The following is a 15,447-nucleotide window of genomic DNA, read 5'->3' as shown; positions in this document are numbered from 1 at the left end:
CCTTGTCTCTGAAAATCAGCCGCCCTTGACCGAGCCCGCCAGCAACCCACGAACGAGGTAGCGTTGCAGCGCGAAGAACACGATCAGCGGAACGACGATGGTGATGAAGGCGGAAGCGGTGAGGATTTCCCAATTGCCGCCGCGCGACCCGAGGAGGTTAACGAGGCGTCCGGTCAGCACGAGCTGGTCATTGCCGGCGCCCAGGAAGACGATGGCGACGAGAAGATCGTTCCAGGTCCAGAGGAACTGGAAAATGGCAAAGGAGGCGAGCGCCGGGAACGACAGCGGCAGGATGATCTTGACGAAAATGTCGAAATCGCTGGCGCCATCGACCCGCGCCGATTCCATAATCTCGCGCGGCAGGCCGGCCATGTAGTTGCGCAGGAGATAGATCGCGAGCGGCAGGCCGAAACCGGTATGGGCGAGCCATATTCCCATATAGGTCTTGGCCGGGACGCCGAGGAAGGCACCGACGTCGTTGTAGAGCCTCAGAAGCGGAATGAGCGACATCTGCAGCGGCACGACCAGCAGGCCTACGACGACGGCGATCAGGATCGCGCGACCGGGGAACGGCATCCATGCAAGCGCATAGGCCGCGAAGGCCGCGATCAGGATCGGAATGACGGTCGAAGGTACCGCAACCGTCAGCGAATTGATGAATGACCTGCCGATCCCAGCCGCGCTCAGTACTTCGCCGTAGTTTTCCAGCGTGAAGCGCGGCGGCATCGAGGCGGTGAAGAATATGCGCTGGCCGCGCGACCCTTCCATGCGGGTGTCGGAGACGATTTCGAAACTGCCGTCCGCCTGTACGGTCAGCCGCTCGCCGTCATTGAGTTCCGCCGTCTCCCCCGGATCGAATGCGGTGGGTTCGCGACTGGAGAAACCGAAGGCGGTAACCTCGCCGCCCTGGCCCTGCAGCAGATTGCCGGTGATGACGAATGTGCCGTCCCGTTCGACCTGGTTCTCGGGCGACGGGGCGCGCGCGACATCGTTGCGCGACGAGGTGGACAGCGCCGTCCACCAGCCGGAAACGGCCAATTGGTCCTTGTCGCGCAGCGATGAGATCAGAAGGCCGGCGGTCGGGAGAGTCCAGAGAAGTACCAGCAGCAGCACGGCAAGGTGGACGGCCCAGGTCAGCGGAGAACGTTTCGACGCGTTCATGTCAGTGTCCTCCCGTTTCCTTGGCCGCATTGCGGATGTTCCAGATCATGATCGGAATGACGAGGATCATGATGACGACGGCAATCGAGGCGCCGCGGCCGAAATCGCCGCCGCCGCGGAACATCCAGTCGAACATCAGATTGGCGAGAACTTGGCTCTGCCATTGACCGTTCGTCATCGCCAGCACGATGTCGAAGACTTTGAGAACGAGGATGGTGATGGTTGTCCAGACGACGGCGATCGTCCCCCAGATCTGCGGAACCATGATCTTGAAGAAGATCTGCCAGCCATTGGCGCCGTCAATCACCGCGGCCTCGATCGTCTCCTCCGGAATGCCGCGCAACGCCGCCGACAGGATGACCATGGCAAAGCCGGTCTGGATCCAGATGAGGATGACCATCAGGAAGAAATTGTTCCAGAAGGGCAGCGTGATCCAGGCCTGCGGCTCTCCTCCAAGGGCGACGACGATTGCGTTCAGGAGGCCGATCTGCTCGGAGCCCGCGGACCGGTAATCATAGATGAACTTCCAGATGACTGCGGCACCCACGAAGGAGATCGCCATCGGCATGAAGATCAGCGTCTTGGCAATGTTGCCCCACCAGATGCGGTCCGTCAGGGCTGCGATGATGAGACCGAAAAAGGTCGACAGCGCCGGCACGACGAGCAGCCAGAGAAAATTGTTGAAGATCGACTGGCGGAACTCGCCGTCATTGATCATCCAGACGTAGTTGCGCAGCCCGACGAAATTCTGCCCGGCACGGCCATAGAAGCTCAGGTATACGGATTGAATGACCGGGTAGATCAGATAGATCGTCAGCGCGAAGAGGGCCGGCGCCAGGAACAGCCAGGGCCGGATGGCATTGGTGATGCGCAGATTGCGCGACGCGGCGGCCCCGGCCAGTCCCTTCGACGGAAATATCCGGTCGAGCACGAAGTTGCTGGCCCAGAAATAGGCGGCGCAGGCCAGCACGCCCGCTATCATGGTAACGATTGCGGCAATCAGCTGCATGATACATCCCTCCCCTCACATGCGCGCGGAACCGGCGCACGGCGCATCACCTTCGGCGCGCTACCGTTCTATTGCAAGTCTCTAAGCTCGGCCCCGAGTCGAGGGCAAAGACATGCAGCAATTCAAAGCTCTACCGCGACATTTGCGCGTCGCACTGCCCTGCAGTCTCCGACCGCCGCCCCGCGCAGGCAATCCGACCGCAAGGCGGCGGACGACGCCCTTCGTCGTCCGCCGCATGTTCCAGCTCTACTTGATAGCGTCCCAGGCCTTCTGCACGTCGGCTGCAACGTCGTCCGCGGACTTGCCGCCGACGAAATCAACCATGCCGGTCCAGAAGGCGCCCGCGCCGATCTTGCCGGGCATCAGGTCGGAACCGTCGAAGCGGAAGGTGGTGGCGCTCAGCAGGATCTCGCCCTGCTTCTTGAGTGGCGGATTGCCGTAAACGTCGACATTGACACTCTTATAGGGCGTCAGGAAGCTCGTCTGCGCCATCCACACCTCATGCGCGATCGGGGTCTTGAGGAACTCGATGAACGCACGTGCGGCCGGTGTATCCCTGGTGATCATTGCGAGCGTGCCAGCGCCAAGCACCGGATTGCCGAGCTCCTTCTGGCTCTCATAGGGAGGCATGTAGAAGAAGTCGGCATCCTCGCCGACGACCGTGCCTTCCGGGAAGAAGGACGGAATGAACGAGGCCTGATGGTGCAGGTAGCACTTCGGCGGAGAGGCGAAGAGACCCTTCGGGCTGTCACGGAAATCTGTCGAGGCGACGGCTGCGGCGCCGCCGTCGACGAATTCGTCATTGCGTGCGAACCAGCCGAACTCCTCGATGGCGTTGACGACAGCCGGATCCGTGAACGGAATTTCATTCGTGACCCACTTGTCGTAGACCTCCGGGGGCTGCGTGCGCAGCATCAGGTCCTCGACCCAATCGGTAGCCGGCCACCCGGTCGCACCGCCGGAGCCGAGCCCAATGCACCAGGGCTTCTCGCCGTCAGCGGCGATCTTCTCCGTCAGCGCCTTCAACTCCTCCATCGTCTTCGGCACTTCATAGCCGGCGTCCTCGAAGTTTTCCGGCACGTACCAGACGAGAGACTTGACGTCGATCTTGTATGGAAAGCCGTAAAGCGCCGGCGTGCCGTCCTTGCCGTTATAGGTCGCGAGATCGACCCAGGACTGCCCGGCGGAATAGTTGTCGAGCAGCCACTGCTTCGTCTCGTCGCCAAGCGGCGTCAGGTAGCCCTTGGAGGCGAGATCGGCAATCAGGCCCGGCTGCGGAAGGATCGCCACATCCGGCGGGCTGCCGGCTTGCGTGTCGATGACGATCTGCTGTTCGTAGTTTTCGGAGGACGAGTATTTCACCTCGACGCCCGTCGCCTCGGCGAAATAGGCGAAGACGCTCCTGAACAGCGCCTCATCCTCGCCGCGCCAGGGACCGAAGATCGTCAGCGTCTGGCCTTCCAGGTCATGCGCGTTCTTGAATTCCTCATAGCTCGCCCAGTTGAATTTGGAATCCTCGCCCGGCTGAAACTTCAGGTCTGCGGCGCTGGCAACTCCTGCAAGCAGTGCGAGCGCCGCCACGCCCATCAGCAATGATGTCTTCACGTTCTGGTCCTCCCGAAAAGAAGCCCGGAGCGTACGCCCACGGGCGGATCGTCAATGCGCAAAATTCAAAGCGCTTTGAGTTCGCCAACACTCCATTGCAACCTCAAAAGAGTCAAGAGATTTCATCTACGCAGCCGGAGAGGCTGCGAGTTTTGCTTTGCGTCATTGATTTTGCATTGCAAAACAAGGATTTTCCGCTTTCTTCCAGCGTCGTTCGGATGGTACAGATAGAAAGCGCCCTGGTGAATACGACAAAAATGACACAGTCATCCAAAGCGCTTTGGGAGGTTTTTGACCATGGCGGTCAATCTGAAGCAGCTAGCGGAGCTACTCGGCCTGTCTCAGACGACGGTCAGCCGCGCGCTCAACGGCTATCCTGAAGTCAATGCGGAAACACGCCGGCGGGTGCTCGACGCGGTGCGCACAACCGGCTATCGCCCCAACCGGGCGGCCCAGCGGCTCGCAACGGGAAAAGCGTACTCGATCGGCCTCGTCATGCCGATTGCATCCGGCATCGATTCCGACATTCATTTCGGGGAATTCCTGGCGGGCCTGGCCGAGGAGGCCCTGAAGCACGATTTCCATTTCGTACTCAATCCGAGCGCCCCCGACGACGAGGAAGCGACGTTCCGGCGGCTTGCCGCCAGCGGCAATGTCGATGCGGTCTTTCTCGCCTATATGCGCCAGAACGATCCGCGCATTCCCATATTGAAATCACTCTCCATTCCCTTTGTCGTGCACGGCCGATCAATGGGCGGGCCGCGCGACTATCCCTTTCTCGATGTCGACAATACCCGCGCCTTCTACGACGCCGCCAAACTCCTGCTCCAGCTCGGACATCGCCGGATCGCGTTGATCAACGGCCCGGAACATCTCGCCTTTTCCGTCCGTCGGAAAAAAGGGCTGATGCGGGCGCTCGAGGAATGGGGTCTCCGCCTGGACGAAGCGCTCGTCCACCATTCCGAGATGACGGACGAATACGGTTACAGGAGCATGCAATCCTTCCTGGAGCGGCCGGGCCCTCCAACGGCCCTCCTCTGCGCCAGTACCGTTCTCGCGCTCGGCGCCGTGCGAGCGATCAACCAGGCTGGCCTCGTCATCGGCCGCGACATTTCGGTCATCGCCCATGACGACGTGCTTCCCATGCTGAGGCCGGAGAATTTCAGCGTGCCGCTGACGACGACGCGTTCCTCGCTGAGGGCCGCCGGCGCGCGCATTGCCACGCGCCTGATCGCGGGCATACTCAATCTCGGCGATTATCCGCAGCAGGAGCTCTGGCGCGCCGAGTTGATCGTACGCGCTTCGACGGGGTCGGCGCCCGAGCGATAGGGCCGAGGACTGCCGTCCCCTGTCCCCACGGCATGTCTCCTCAAATCGGCCTCGGTTCAGGACATGCAGCATTCAAAGCGCTACAGCGAACTTTTGCCCGTCCCCGATTGCATCCGATACGACGCTCGGCGCTGTAGACCCTGTTTCGCGGCGGGTGACGCTCAGAATTTCGGCGGTTTGCGGCCGGCCTTGCGATGGGCGGCGATGATCGTATTCGCCATCAGCATGGCGATCGTCATCGGCCCGACGCCACCCGGCACCGGCGTGATAACGCTTGCCACCTTGGCGCACTCGTCGAAGGCCACGTCGCCGACAAGCTTTGTCTTGCCCTCGCCACGCTCCGGCGCGGGCACCCGGTTGATGCCGACATCGATAACCGTCGCGCCGGGCTTTACCCAGTCCGTCTTGACCATTTCCGGGCGACCGACTGCCGCCACTAGGATGTCGGCATTGCGGCAGACGGCCGGCAGGTCCCTGGTGCGGGAGTGAGCGGTCGTGACGGTAGCATTGGCGGCGAGAAGCAACGCCGACATCGGCTTTCCGAACAGGTTCGAGCGCCCGACGACGACTGCATTGAGGCCGGAGAGATCCTCTCCGTGGGTGCGGCGCACGAAGACCATGGCGCCTGCCGGCGTACAGGAGACGAGCCCGCCTTCCAGATCGCCGGTCGCGACCTTGCCGGCATTGACGACATGCAGGCCGTCGACGTCCTTCTCCGGAAGGATCGACTGGATGATCGGCTCCGATTGGAGGTGCTTCGGCAGCGGTAACTGCACGAGAATGCCATGGATCGACGGATCCGAATTGAGCTCGGCGACCAGCGCTGCGAGTTCCTTCTGCGTCGTCTCCGTCGGCAGGGTATGCTGGACCGAAAGGAAGCCACACTCCTTGGCCATCTTGCTCTTCGCAGACACATAGGCGTGGCTTGCCGGGTCGTCTCCAACGATGACGACCGCGAGCCCCGCCCGAACGCCTGCCTCGGCCTCAAGAGCCCTGGTGGCGGATTTCACGGTTTCGATGACCGAAGCGGCAACGGCTTTGCCATCAATCACAGTCGTCACGGCGTATCTCCCGGTTAGTCCCTCTTGCCGGCACACTCTAGTCAGCGCTCCGCGGCGCAATTGCCTGCCTGCGCCCTATGCTGTCCCAAATGCATAAATGCAAGGGCCTAAACGGGCACGGCGGGCTGCTCCGCGCGAACGTGCGCATTTCCTTGCATCCGTGAAAGAGTGGTGTATTCGCATGCGAGACTCGGACGCGCAAGGATCTCTGCAGCACTTCGAAGAACATGCTGCAGCATTGTCACCGAACGGTCGGCCGGCGGCTCGCATTGCGCTACGCCGGAAACCTTATCGAGGGTAAAAACGTTTGTATTCAGCATGCGTTTAGGAAGACTGCTTTAGTATTTCCCTGAAATTTGCGTGCGGGTTGTTCGATGTCGAACGGACAGGATATTTCCATCCATTTTCAGTGCGAGCTCGAAAACAGGGCGGATATCGATCTGGTCGTCGTCGTCCCGATATTCAGCGACCCGGATCACCTCGTCAAAACGCTGAAGACGATCGTTTCGCAGCGTCCCGACGTCCCTTTGGCGACACTGGTCGTCGAAAACGGCGGCGAGCGGCCGACCGGCGCTGATGCGGCCAAAGCCTTCTTCCTCAACCATCCATCCGATTCTGCGGTCATCATCTGTCGCCGACGTGGACGCTGCCAGGCCCTGAATGCCGGGTTGTCGCAGGCCCTCGAACGTTACCCCAATCTGCAGGCGATCGCCGTCATCGGCGATGACGAGGTCGCGGCGCCCGAATGGTTGGACGGCCTCATGGCGGTACAGGAAGCCTACAGGGCGGATATTGTCGGCGGCCCGCAACTGCCGGTTTTCAAGCATCCTCAAGAGCTGCGATGGAAGCGGCACCCGGTGTTCGCGCCCCCTTACGATGCCAGCGGGCCGGTGCCGATGCTCTATTCAGCGAGCAATGTTCTCGTGACGCGGGCGGTGCTCGAGGGCATGCCGCAGCCGTTCCTCGATCCCGCCATGGACATCGTCGGCGGCTGCGCGGTGGATCTGTTCCACCGGTGCAAGGCTGCGGGGTTCTCCTTTGCGTGGGCCGCGGATGCCTGGGTGACGCAATCGGTGCCTGAGCATCACGCCACCGCCGCATGGGTTCGCGCCACGAGCCTTCGCCGTGGCACAGTTTCGGCCTATCTCGCGCGTCGCAGCGATCCGACTCTCGCCGGCCGGTTGAAAAGGCTCGGCACATCGCTGGCGCTTATGACAACGTCGCTGCCGCGCGGCGTGAAGCTTTGGGCGAAAACCGGGCTTGCCTTCGCCGCCCTCTACTATTTCCACGTGGCGAGAGGGCGCGTCACCGCCGAGGTCGGCCTTATCGGGCGGGGAGACCGAAAGCCGGGACAGTAGGGGTGAGAGACGGCGACTGTTCGTCAATGGGCGCCGCCGCTTGCCGTGACCGCCGCCTCGGGAAGCTTATCGGCGGCAACGTTGCCGTTCCGGTCCACGATGGGTGCCGGCTTGTCGTAAGCGATAGCCTGGCCGCTCGAGGCGCGTTCCACATCCAGCTTACTCAGATATTCGAGCTGCTCGACCAGCACCTCGGTAATCACATCTCCGCCAAGTTTCCCATTGAGACCGTCCTTCACCTTGAGCTTGAAGTCCGGCAGGTCAAAGGAGCCGGTGTCGGCGACATCGATGAACTTCGATCCGACGAGCAGATCGTAAAGCTCGTCGGTGACGAGTTGACGGAGCGGCGCGTGCAGCTTCGCTATCCCTTCCCTTTTGGCGGAGAAGGACAGTTTCGCAAGGAAATAGCCCTGGACAGCGCCGTCCTTGATCACCGGGACGGTGATGATTTCTCCCGGCACATATTCCTCCGAGGCCCGGCGCTCGGCCTCGGCATCGGAGAGCACGGGTGCCGATGCGTATTGCATCGAAAAATAGACCGATCCAAGCGTGACGGCGCAGACCCAGAGCCCGGTGAAAAGGAGCTTGAGCATCAGAAGTCGCTGTAACGGAATTGCGCTTCGGTGTAGATGCCGTCCGCATCGGCATCCTGAGCGGCGCTTTTGAGAAGATCGACGACGGACCGTACGGCTTCCAGATGGGCTTCGACCTTTTGCGCGTTGAGCTGCAGCTTCTGCCTCAGGTGGCGCGTCTGCGAAGCGAAGGCCGGCGAGATTTCGCCGGGCGCACCGTCGCGGTGAAGCATCGTCAACTCATAAAGGCAGCGGCTTTTATGGGCATTCGACGTCTTCATGTCGAAGTTCGGATCGACGCCGATGCGGCTGTTCTCGTTGTCGATGATCATCTCCAGGCGACCGAGGACATTTTGAATGCGCAGGTCATTGGATGCCATAGCTTCCATAATTCAGCTCCCAAGTGATATCGGTGGGTGGGCGCATAGGACCACCTCCAGCCGTTTGGGCGTCGCGCTCAAGTCCGTGCGAGGCGCCTTGCATTGTCGATTTGATGCCGATGCCCAGAACCGCGTGGGGGTTTTGGGCGACACGCATCAGGCTTTCTTCTCTTTGTCGTCGGTCGTCAGATAGCCCGAGAGCGCCTTGCGCTCGTATTCCTGAACCATACCGGCGGCGAGGTTCAGGCTGTTGCCGTCGAGTTCTGCATTCACACGTTCGACGGTATTGTTGCCGGCCAGTCCTTCTGCGATGCCGATCCCGCCGCCTTTGGAGAGAACGTCGCCAATCTGCTCGGCCATCATGCTCTTCCAGACGTCACCGGAGGTACCCTCGCCGAAGACATTCTCGCTGTCATTCGGCAGCATGGACTTGACGAAATTCTGCAACACCATCGCCTCGAACTTGCGATAGGTCTCCGGAACCTTCTTCGCTTCGACGCGGTTGGCGATGTCGCCGAGGCCGCTCGACCCCTCGGAACCGTTCAGAACGGAAACGGCCGCGGCAAAGCCATTGCCGTTGTCCGCGAGGCTGGTCGCCTGGAAGGCGGCGCGATTGGCCTTCAGCCGCGCCTGCGCCTCCTGGACCTCCGCCGGATCGGCCGCGCGGACGACGTCCATCACTAGGTCGCTGGGCGGGGAAATTGCCATGTCAGATCCTCTCGAAAACGGCTGCCGCAAGCATTGGTCGGCAACCCGATCCGTATATCGAACCGCCGCCCGCTTTCGGTGGGTCGTCCGGTATGCCCCACTATCGCCGGTCAACCTTACCGGAAACTGGTGCATGACCGGCGACGTGCTGGTCGATCAGGTCGAGGATCTGATTGTCCGCCGCCTCACGCTCCTCCGCGAGACGCGCATCCTTCATGCTTTCTTCGAGCCGATCACCCTTCGCGCGCTCCTTGAGCATGCGCGCCTCGTGCACCTGCTGGATGCCGAGCAGCATCTGGTCCTTCTGGACCAGCCGCCCCAGGTGCGAGGCGTAATGGCCGGAGAACATGCGGTGCATGGGATGGCCCGACCCCATGGCGTCGACGACCACGTCGATCGTCCCGGCCAGTTCCTCGCGCTGGAGAGCGGTCTCGGCAAGCTCACTTTCGGCCATGCGTTCCAAATGCCGCTGGACCGCGACGAGGCGTTTCAACTTTTCCGATCGTGCCTTCATGGACAAACTTCGATCTTCATGTGGAAGCGGGATACGCGACGCAGCGGACTCAATTGATTCAACCGCCCTGCATCACCGGCGCAAAACCGTCTGCGAAAAGACGCAGCATGGCAGCGATGCCGAGGTAAAGCAGGAACAGACCGCCCATTATGAGGTAGGGCTGGGAGATGAAGTAGATCGGGATCTGCGGCGCCAGCTTGTTGACCATGCCGATGGCGACGTTGAAAAGCAGGCCGTAAACCACGAAGGGGCTCGCAAGGCGCAGCATGATAAGGAAGGTCTGCTCCAGCGAATTGGCAAGCGTGATCAGCATGCCCTGCGGATCGAAACCGGTGCCGATCGGCATTGCGCTATAGGACTGCGCGATCGCCTCGAAGATCACGTGGTGGAAATCCAGCATGAAGAGAAGCATGAGACCCGCAAAGCTGATCATGCTGGTCAGCTGGTTCTCCGCCGTGTCCTCCAGGACGTCGCTCGACGGCGGCGGGCTGAAGCCGATCAGCATCGTCAGCGCGGTTCCCGCAAATTGCAGGCCGAGAACGTAGTAGCGCGCAACGAGCCCGATGATGGCGCCGACGACGGTCTCGCTTGCGATGAGATAGAGATAAGTGTGCCCCTTCCCCGTCACCTCCGGGTAGATATCCGTCCACATGATCGGCAGAATCGCCATCGACAGCGCAACGGCGGTGAACAACCTGACCTGAAGGGGAACGCGCGCGGTCGAAAATCCCGGCATGATCATGACGCAGCCGCCGATCCGACAGAAGGCGGCGAACAGCGCCAGAACCGTGCCCTCGGGATCGGTTATCATGAAATCGAGCCGATGATCTTTATCTCGAGCCCTTTGGCCAACTCGACATGGGAGAGGACCGGCAGTGTGGCGAAGAGGCGTTCGATGATCATGCGCACATAAGAACGGGATTCGGGCGAACTTACCAGTACGAAGGGCATGCCGCGGTCGAGATGTTCACGGATAACCTTCGTCGCCTGTTCGCTGAACTCCTCGAGATGCCGCGGATCGATGTCGAACTCGACGATCTCGCCCTTGGCATCGCGTTTCAGCGCCTGATGGAACACCATGTCCCATTTGTTGCCGAGTCTCAGCACGCGCAGCACGCCGTTGTCGGCGAGATCGCCGCAGAGCTGCTGCGACATACGCACGCGCACGTGCTCGACGATCTGCTCGGTCTTGCGGACATGCGGGGCCAGTTCCGCAACGGCTTCGAGGATGAGGTGAAGATTTCGGATGGACACCCGCTCCGCAAGCAGCAGTTTCAAGACAGCCTGGAGGCCGGAATAGGACATGTGCGAAGTGCAGATCTCGTCCGCAAGCTTGCGGTACTCCGGATCGAGCCGCTCGATCAGCACCTTGACGTCCTTGTAGGATAGCAGTTGCGGCAGGTTGTTGCGGATCACCTCGCTCAAATGCGTGAGCACGACGGAAACATTGTCGATTGGATGGAAGCCCTCGCGCTTCAGGTCCTCCGTAAAGGTCTCGAGGATAGAGAGGGCCGGCATCCCGAAGGCGGGTTCGCGGATCTCGTCCCCGGGCACGCTCGGCCGGCGGCCGCCGCCGGTCACCACTAGCACTTCGCCGACGCGCACCGTGTTCGACGCGATGGTCGTGCCGTGAATGCGGATGTGATAGGCCTTGTCCGGAATGGTGATGTCGTCGGAAACCTTGATCTCCGGAACGACGAGTCCGTACTGAAGGGCGAATTTGCGGCGCATCTTGCCGACACGGAAGGCAAGCTCCTGGTGCGCGCCAAGCAGCCGCGTCGAGACCTGCTTGCCGAGCAGCAGCTCGACTTCCGCCGTTTTCAGCACCGACTTTACGGATTCCTTGTCGCTCTCCTTGCTCTCCTGCGCCTTAGCGGCTTCCTGTGCGCGCTTTTCGGCATTGAGCGCCTCGATCTGCCGGGGGATGACCCAGCCGAGGAAGGCCATGCCGCCGCCGAGTGCGGCAAAGGGCAGGAACGGCAGGCCCGGCATGACCGACAGCAGAATGACGAGGCCTGCCGCGACCATCAGTGCGCGCGGATAGCCGCTGAGCTGACCGACGACCGCCTGGTCAGTCGAACCGGCCGTACCGCCCCGCGAGACGAGTAGGCCCGCTGCGAGCGAGACGATGAGCGCCGGAATCTGAGAGACGAGGCCGTCGCCGACGGAAAGCTTGACGAAAACATCGGCCGCCTGGCCGATCGGCATGTCATGGCGAAGATAGCCGATGACGATGCCGCCGAAGATGTTGATCGCCGTGATGATCAGCCCGGCAATCGCATCGCCGCGCACGAATTTCGACGCACCGTCCATCGCACCGTAGAAGGAGCTTTCCTCTTCCAGCTCGCGCCGGCGGCGTTGCGCTTCCTTTTCGTCGATGATGCCGGCGGAAAGATCGGCGTCGATCGACATCTGCTTGCCGGGGATTGCATCGAGCGTGAAGCGCGCACCCACTTCCGCGATACGCGTGGCACCCTTGGTGATGACGATGAAATTAACCGTGACCAGGATGAGGAAGACGATCAGGCCGATCACGAAATCGCCGGACATCACCAGGCTGGCAAAACCGGAAATAACGCCGCCGGCGGCACCATGGCCTTCATGCCCGTGCGAAAGAATGACGCGCGTCGTCGCAATGTTCAGCGACAGGCGCGTCATGGTCGAAATCAGAAGGATGGTCGGAAAGGAGGAGAATTCGAGCGGCCGCTGGATCCAGAGCGCAACCATCAGGATCAGCACCGAGAAGGCGATGGAAAAGGCAAGGCCGAGATCGATCAGAAACGGCGGGATGGGCAGGAACAGGATCGACAGGATCATGACGATCCCGAGCGCAAAGCCGATCTCCCGGCTCTTGGGTGCGAGTTTCGGGATGGTCAGCGCTGCCTGTTGTGCCATGTCTCTTCCGTCTCTTCATGAGAGGCGGGCAGCAGTCACACAAGCTGCCCAAACTATGACGGAAGACCTAAAGGCCCAAGCTTGCGCGAGGGTGGTAGCGAGGAAAAGTTGCCGGTCAAATCAGAACCCGGACTGGATCCGGGAAAATATGAGGTCGGTGAATATGGAGATCTGCGCGCCGACAAAGGGCGCCGAGAGCGCCGCCGTCGCCATCACTGCCAGAATTTTCGGCACGAAGGTCAGCGTCATTTCCTGAACCTGGGTCAGGGCCTGTATGAAGGCGATGACGACGCCGACTACCATGGCAGCCAGGACAGCCGGGCCCGAGGCGACGATCACGGTCCAGATCGCGGTCTGCACGATATCGAGGGCGTCTGCTTCGTTCATCGGGGGTCGTCCTGGTCAGGAGCCGCTTTGAGGCTAGATCGGCTTTGCGCGTCCGGTAAGGCGCGCGGCGCCGTAGAGTGCTGATTCGAAAAAGATCACAGCACCGTCTGCCCGCGTCAAGCGGCGCGCTCCTGTACCCACAGGGGCGACGCCGTACCGTTTCAGTCCGACGATGTGGTCGAAACCCTGATGCCGGTCTCGATGGCGATTTGCGCGCCGGTCGTCGTGATCGCGGTGACGCCATCCGAGGTCACTTCGACCTGAGCGACGACGCCGCTTGTCTGACCGTCGCTGCTGGTAAGCGTCTTGCCTATATAGGTCGAAGCCTGCGTCAAGGCCTCGCTCGCCAGCAGGCTCTCGAGGTTTTTGTTTGTCTTGATGGTCTGCTCGACCTGGGAGAAGGTCGCGAGCTGAGCAATCTGCTCGCTCGCATCCATGGGATCCGTCGGATCCTGGTTCTTCATCTGGGCGACCAGAAGTTTCAGAAAGCTCTCGTAGTTCAGGCTTGCGTCGGCCGCATCCGCGCTGCTCGTCGAATTGGAGCCCGCCGTGCCTGTTGTCGAAGTGCTAGACGTGACGGCGCTTACCGCCATGGGGCAATCTCCTTGCGGATCTTTTCGACGATCTGGGGCGTCATTTCCTGCTGGTTGAGGATACGGTCCTCGATCGGATAGAGAGCGCGGATCGCCTTCAGCGCTTCGAAGGCGCGGCCCTGCGTGACGAGGCCGTCGATGCGCTTCAGTTCCGCCAGCACTTCCTCGTTCTTGAAGCAAGCCAGAAGCATCACGATCGACTTGCGGAACATGGCGGTCGACTGTTCTGCGCCTTCCGGATTGATCAGGATCATCTGGGCGATGAAATAAAGCTGCCTCAGCGGCGTCGTCGCATCTTCCGGCTGCAGGACATGGTTTTCCAGGAGGAAGGTGACGTCGTTCAGAAATTCGATCGCAACCTTGCGATCAACGCGAAGCACCGCGCCGTTTACAAAGATTCGTTCGCCCGACTTCAGCGAGATACGCAGTGTGCTTTTCATTTCAGTCCATCCCTGATGATGGTGGTGATGTCAATAATGCCTTGGAAATTGGAGGATTCGCGCCGGCGGATCTTCTCCATTTCGTTCAGAATCCAGATCCCGATGGAAATCAGGTTGGCGCGCAATTCTGCGTCCAGCTGGTTGTCCGGGGTGCGCAGGTCTTCGATGAAACGTATCCAGAGGCGCCGTGTGAAATAGATCGCCTCGATTGCCTCCCTCGAATATCCCTTCTGCTGCTTTGCCGCTTCCAAAAGCGCGATCGAGCGGTTCAGGACCTGTTTCTCTCGATCCTTGGAAACGGCTACGCCTTCCTCCATGATCTCGGCGTATGCAAACTGATACATTCAGACATCCTTCATGCTTGTCCTTATCCTCTAGTCATCAGAGGAAGTTTATCAAATTCAACTGCTGGATCCGCGCCGTCAGCGTGTAGGATGTCTCCATCTGCGTTAGCAAAGTGTTCATCCGGGTCGATGCCGCGTAGGTATCGATACCCTCGAGGTCGGTGATGTGCGTGTTGATCAAGTTGATCTGGACTTCGAGCGAGGTGTTGGCCTTTTCAACACGCGCTTCGGAGATGCCGAGCGTGCTGCGCTCGGCGGTGATGGCGGTGATCGCCTCCGCTACGTAGCCAATTGCCGCTTCGCCGAGATAGGTGCGCACTTCGGAGCCGATATCTGCGTCCATGAGTTCCGCGGCGATGACGCTGGCAAGGGCGAACTTCCGGAAGCCGTCCGTCGTCGCGTTGGTCGAACTTTGGATCACCTCACCCGCACTGATGCGGCTCGTCATGTTCTGGCTCGAGGCTTGAGACCAGTCGGCAGCCCATTGGGTGTCGTCGTCATGGAGCGGGGCCAGCGTGTTGGTTATGAAATCTTCCATCTGCGCCTGGGTGAAGTCGCTCATGGAAGCGATGCCGTTCGCCGTCATGTAGGCTGCGAGTTCGGTGTCGAAGGTCGCCTTCGCGGCCGAGCCGGTGGCATTATAGTCCTCGAAAGGCATCACGTCCGTATTGATGCCCGCAAAGAGAAATTCGCCATTGAAGGAAGTGTTCGCGGCCGCCGTGAACATCGACATGGCGCTCACGATCTCAGTGTTTTGAACCGATAGCTGGTCCACCGAGTCGTTGCCCTTGAACGTGACGAGCGTGTTTCGCACCTGCTCTGCGGCTTCGGCCATCAGCGAGAGCGATTGCTGCGAAGCAGCGAGCCTCTGGGTGACGATCGCGTTCGTGTCAGTCAGGGTTTCGAGCCGCGTCAGTTCCCGCTGCAGGCTGACGGAGCGTTCGGTGGAGGAGCCGAGTGCTACGCCCACATCGGCAAGCCGACCCGTCGAGACCTCCGTCTCGAGCTTCAGCAGTTCCGCCTGGCCCTGCTGAATGGTCAGGCGCATGGCATTCTGCACGGCCAGGTTAGAAACGAAGGATGTCTTCATG

Annotated in this window: 17 protein-coding genes; 2 read left to right on the top strand and 15 right to left on the bottom strand. The window is 60.9% G+C overall.

Annotated elements, in window-relative coordinates:
- Positions 1 to 15: 15 nt before the first annotated feature.
- From SJ05684_RS01395 to SJ05684_RS01385, 3 genes are all read right to left on the bottom strand, one after another.
- A complete protein-coding gene (locus SJ05684_RS01395) occupies positions 16 to 1,161 on the bottom strand; it encodes a carbohydrate ABC transporter permease (protein WP_034851867.1) in 1,146 nt (381 codons plus the stop codon).
- 1 nt (position 1,162) lies between these two features.
- Positions 1,163 to 2,173 carry a carbohydrate ABC transporter permease gene (locus tag SJ05684_RS01390; RefSeq protein WP_034851866.1) on the bottom strand — a complete coding sequence of 337 codons (1,011 nt, stop codon included), beginning with the start codon at positions 2,171 to 2,173 and terminating at the stop codon, positions 1,163 to 1,165.
- Positions 2,174 to 2,416: 243 nt separating this feature from the next.
- Positions 2,417 to 3,775: an ABC transporter substrate-binding protein gene (locus SJ05684_RS01385; protein WP_034851864.1), complete on the bottom strand. Its 1,359-nt coding sequence runs from the start codon at positions 3,773 to 3,775 to the stop codon at positions 2,417 to 2,419.
- Between the two features lie 297 nt (positions 3,776 to 4,072).
- On the opposite strand from SJ05684_RS01385, the gene SJ05684_RS01380 reads away from it, so the two are divergent.
- Positions 4,073 to 5,104 (top strand): substrate-binding domain-containing protein, encoded by a 1,032-nt coding sequence (locus SJ05684_RS01380; protein WP_034851863.1) that lies wholly within the window; start codon positions 4,073 to 4,075, stop codon positions 5,102 to 5,104.
- A 161-nt stretch (positions 5,105 to 5,265) separates the two neighbouring features.
- Here the strand turns inward: SJ05684_RS01380 and folD are convergent, their stop codons facing one another.
- On the bottom strand, positions 5,266 to 6,165 hold the full coding sequence (gene folD / locus SJ05684_RS01375; RefSeq protein WP_095694186.1) for a bifunctional methylenetetrahydrofolate dehydrogenase/methenyltetrahydrofolate cyclohydrolase FolD: 900 nt from the start codon (positions 6,163 to 6,165) through the stop codon (positions 5,266 to 5,268).
- 374 nt (positions 6,166 to 6,539) lie between these two features.
- Here folD and SJ05684_RS01365 point away from each other — a divergent pair, with 374 nt between their 5' ends.
- Positions 6,540 to 7,523, top strand: coding sequence for a glycosyltransferase family 2 protein (locus tag SJ05684_RS01365; RefSeq protein WP_034851858.1), 984 nt, complete (start codon positions 6,540 to 6,542; stop codon positions 7,521 to 7,523).
- Between the two features lie 23 nt (positions 7,524 to 7,546).
- On the opposite strand, the gene SJ05684_RS01360 is transcribed toward SJ05684_RS01365, so the two are convergent.
- From SJ05684_RS01360 to SJ05684_RS01310, 11 genes are all read right to left on the bottom strand, one after another.
- The gene (locus SJ05684_RS01360; RefSeq protein ID WP_034851856.1) at positions 7,547 to 8,116 is read right to left on the bottom strand and encodes a hypothetical protein; all 570 of its coding nucleotides are present in this window, start codon (positions 8,114 to 8,116) and stop codon (positions 7,547 to 7,549) included.
- Entirely contained in the window at positions 8,116 to 8,484 is a 369-nt protein-coding gene (locus SJ05684_RS01355) for a hypothetical protein (RefSeq protein WP_034851855.1), read from the bottom strand. The genes SJ05684_RS01360 and SJ05684_RS01355 overlap by 1 nt, the downstream gene beginning before the upstream one ends.
- 147 nt (positions 8,485 to 8,631) lie before the next feature.
- A complete protein-coding gene (locus SJ05684_RS01350) occupies positions 8,632 to 9,183 on the bottom strand; it encodes a rod-binding protein (RefSeq protein WP_034851854.1) in 552 nt (183 codons plus the stop codon).
- Positions 9,184 to 9,283: 100 nt separating this feature from the next.
- Entirely contained in the window at positions 9,284 to 9,697 is a 414-nt protein-coding gene (locus tag SJ05684_RS01345) for a hypothetical protein (protein WP_034851853.1), read from the bottom strand.
- A gap of 58 nt (positions 9,698 to 9,755) precedes the next feature.
- Entirely contained in the window at positions 9,756 to 10,508 is a 753-nt protein-coding gene (fliR, locus tag SJ05684_RS01340) for a flagellar biosynthetic protein FliR (protein WP_034851852.1), read from the bottom strand.
- A complete protein-coding gene (gene flhA / locus SJ05684_RS01335) occupies positions 10,505 to 12,592 on the bottom strand; it encodes a flagellar biosynthesis protein FlhA (protein ID WP_034851850.1) in 2,088 nt (695 codons plus the stop codon). Before flhA ends, fliR begins: the two co-directional genes overlap by 4 nt.
- Before the next feature lie 120 nt (positions 12,593 to 12,712).
- Positions 12,713 to 12,979, bottom strand: coding sequence for a flagellar biosynthesis protein FliQ (gene fliQ, locus SJ05684_RS01330; RefSeq protein ID WP_034851848.1), 267 nt, complete (start codon positions 12,977 to 12,979; stop codon positions 12,713 to 12,715).
- A 161-nt stretch (positions 12,980 to 13,140) separates the two neighbouring features.
- Positions 13,141 to 13,572 carry a flagellar hook assembly protein FlgD gene (gene flgD / locus SJ05684_RS01325; protein ID WP_034851846.1) on the bottom strand — a complete coding sequence of 144 codons (432 nt, stop codon included), beginning with the start codon at positions 13,570 to 13,572 and terminating at the stop codon, positions 13,141 to 13,143.
- Positions 13,563 to 14,012 carry a flagellar biosynthesis repressor FlbT gene (gene flbT, locus SJ05684_RS01320; RefSeq protein ID WP_034851845.1) on the bottom strand — a complete coding sequence of 150 codons (450 nt, stop codon included), beginning with the start codon at positions 14,010 to 14,012 and terminating at the stop codon, positions 13,563 to 13,565. Before flbT ends, flgD begins: the two co-directional genes overlap by 10 nt.
- The gene (gene flaF, locus SJ05684_RS01315; RefSeq protein ID WP_034851842.1) at positions 14,009 to 14,356 is read right to left on the bottom strand and encodes a flagellar biosynthesis regulator FlaF; all 348 of its coding nucleotides are present in this window, start codon (positions 14,354 to 14,356) and stop codon (positions 14,009 to 14,011) included. Before flaF ends, flbT begins: the two co-directional genes overlap by 4 nt.
- A 37-nt stretch (positions 14,357 to 14,393) precedes the next feature.
- Positions 14,394 to 15,446, bottom strand: coding sequence for a flagellar hook-associated family protein (locus SJ05684_RS01310; protein WP_034851840.1), 1,053 nt, complete (start codon positions 15,444 to 15,446; stop codon positions 14,394 to 14,396).
- Between the last annotated feature and the right edge of the window lies 1 nt (position 15,447).

It is taken from the genome of Sinorhizobium sojae CCBAU 05684, assembly GCF_002288525.1.
Lineage (GTDB): Bacteria > Pseudomonadota > Alphaproteobacteria > Rhizobiales > Rhizobiaceae > Sinorhizobium > Sinorhizobium sojae.
This window is presented reverse-complemented; position numbering and strand designations above follow the sequence as displayed.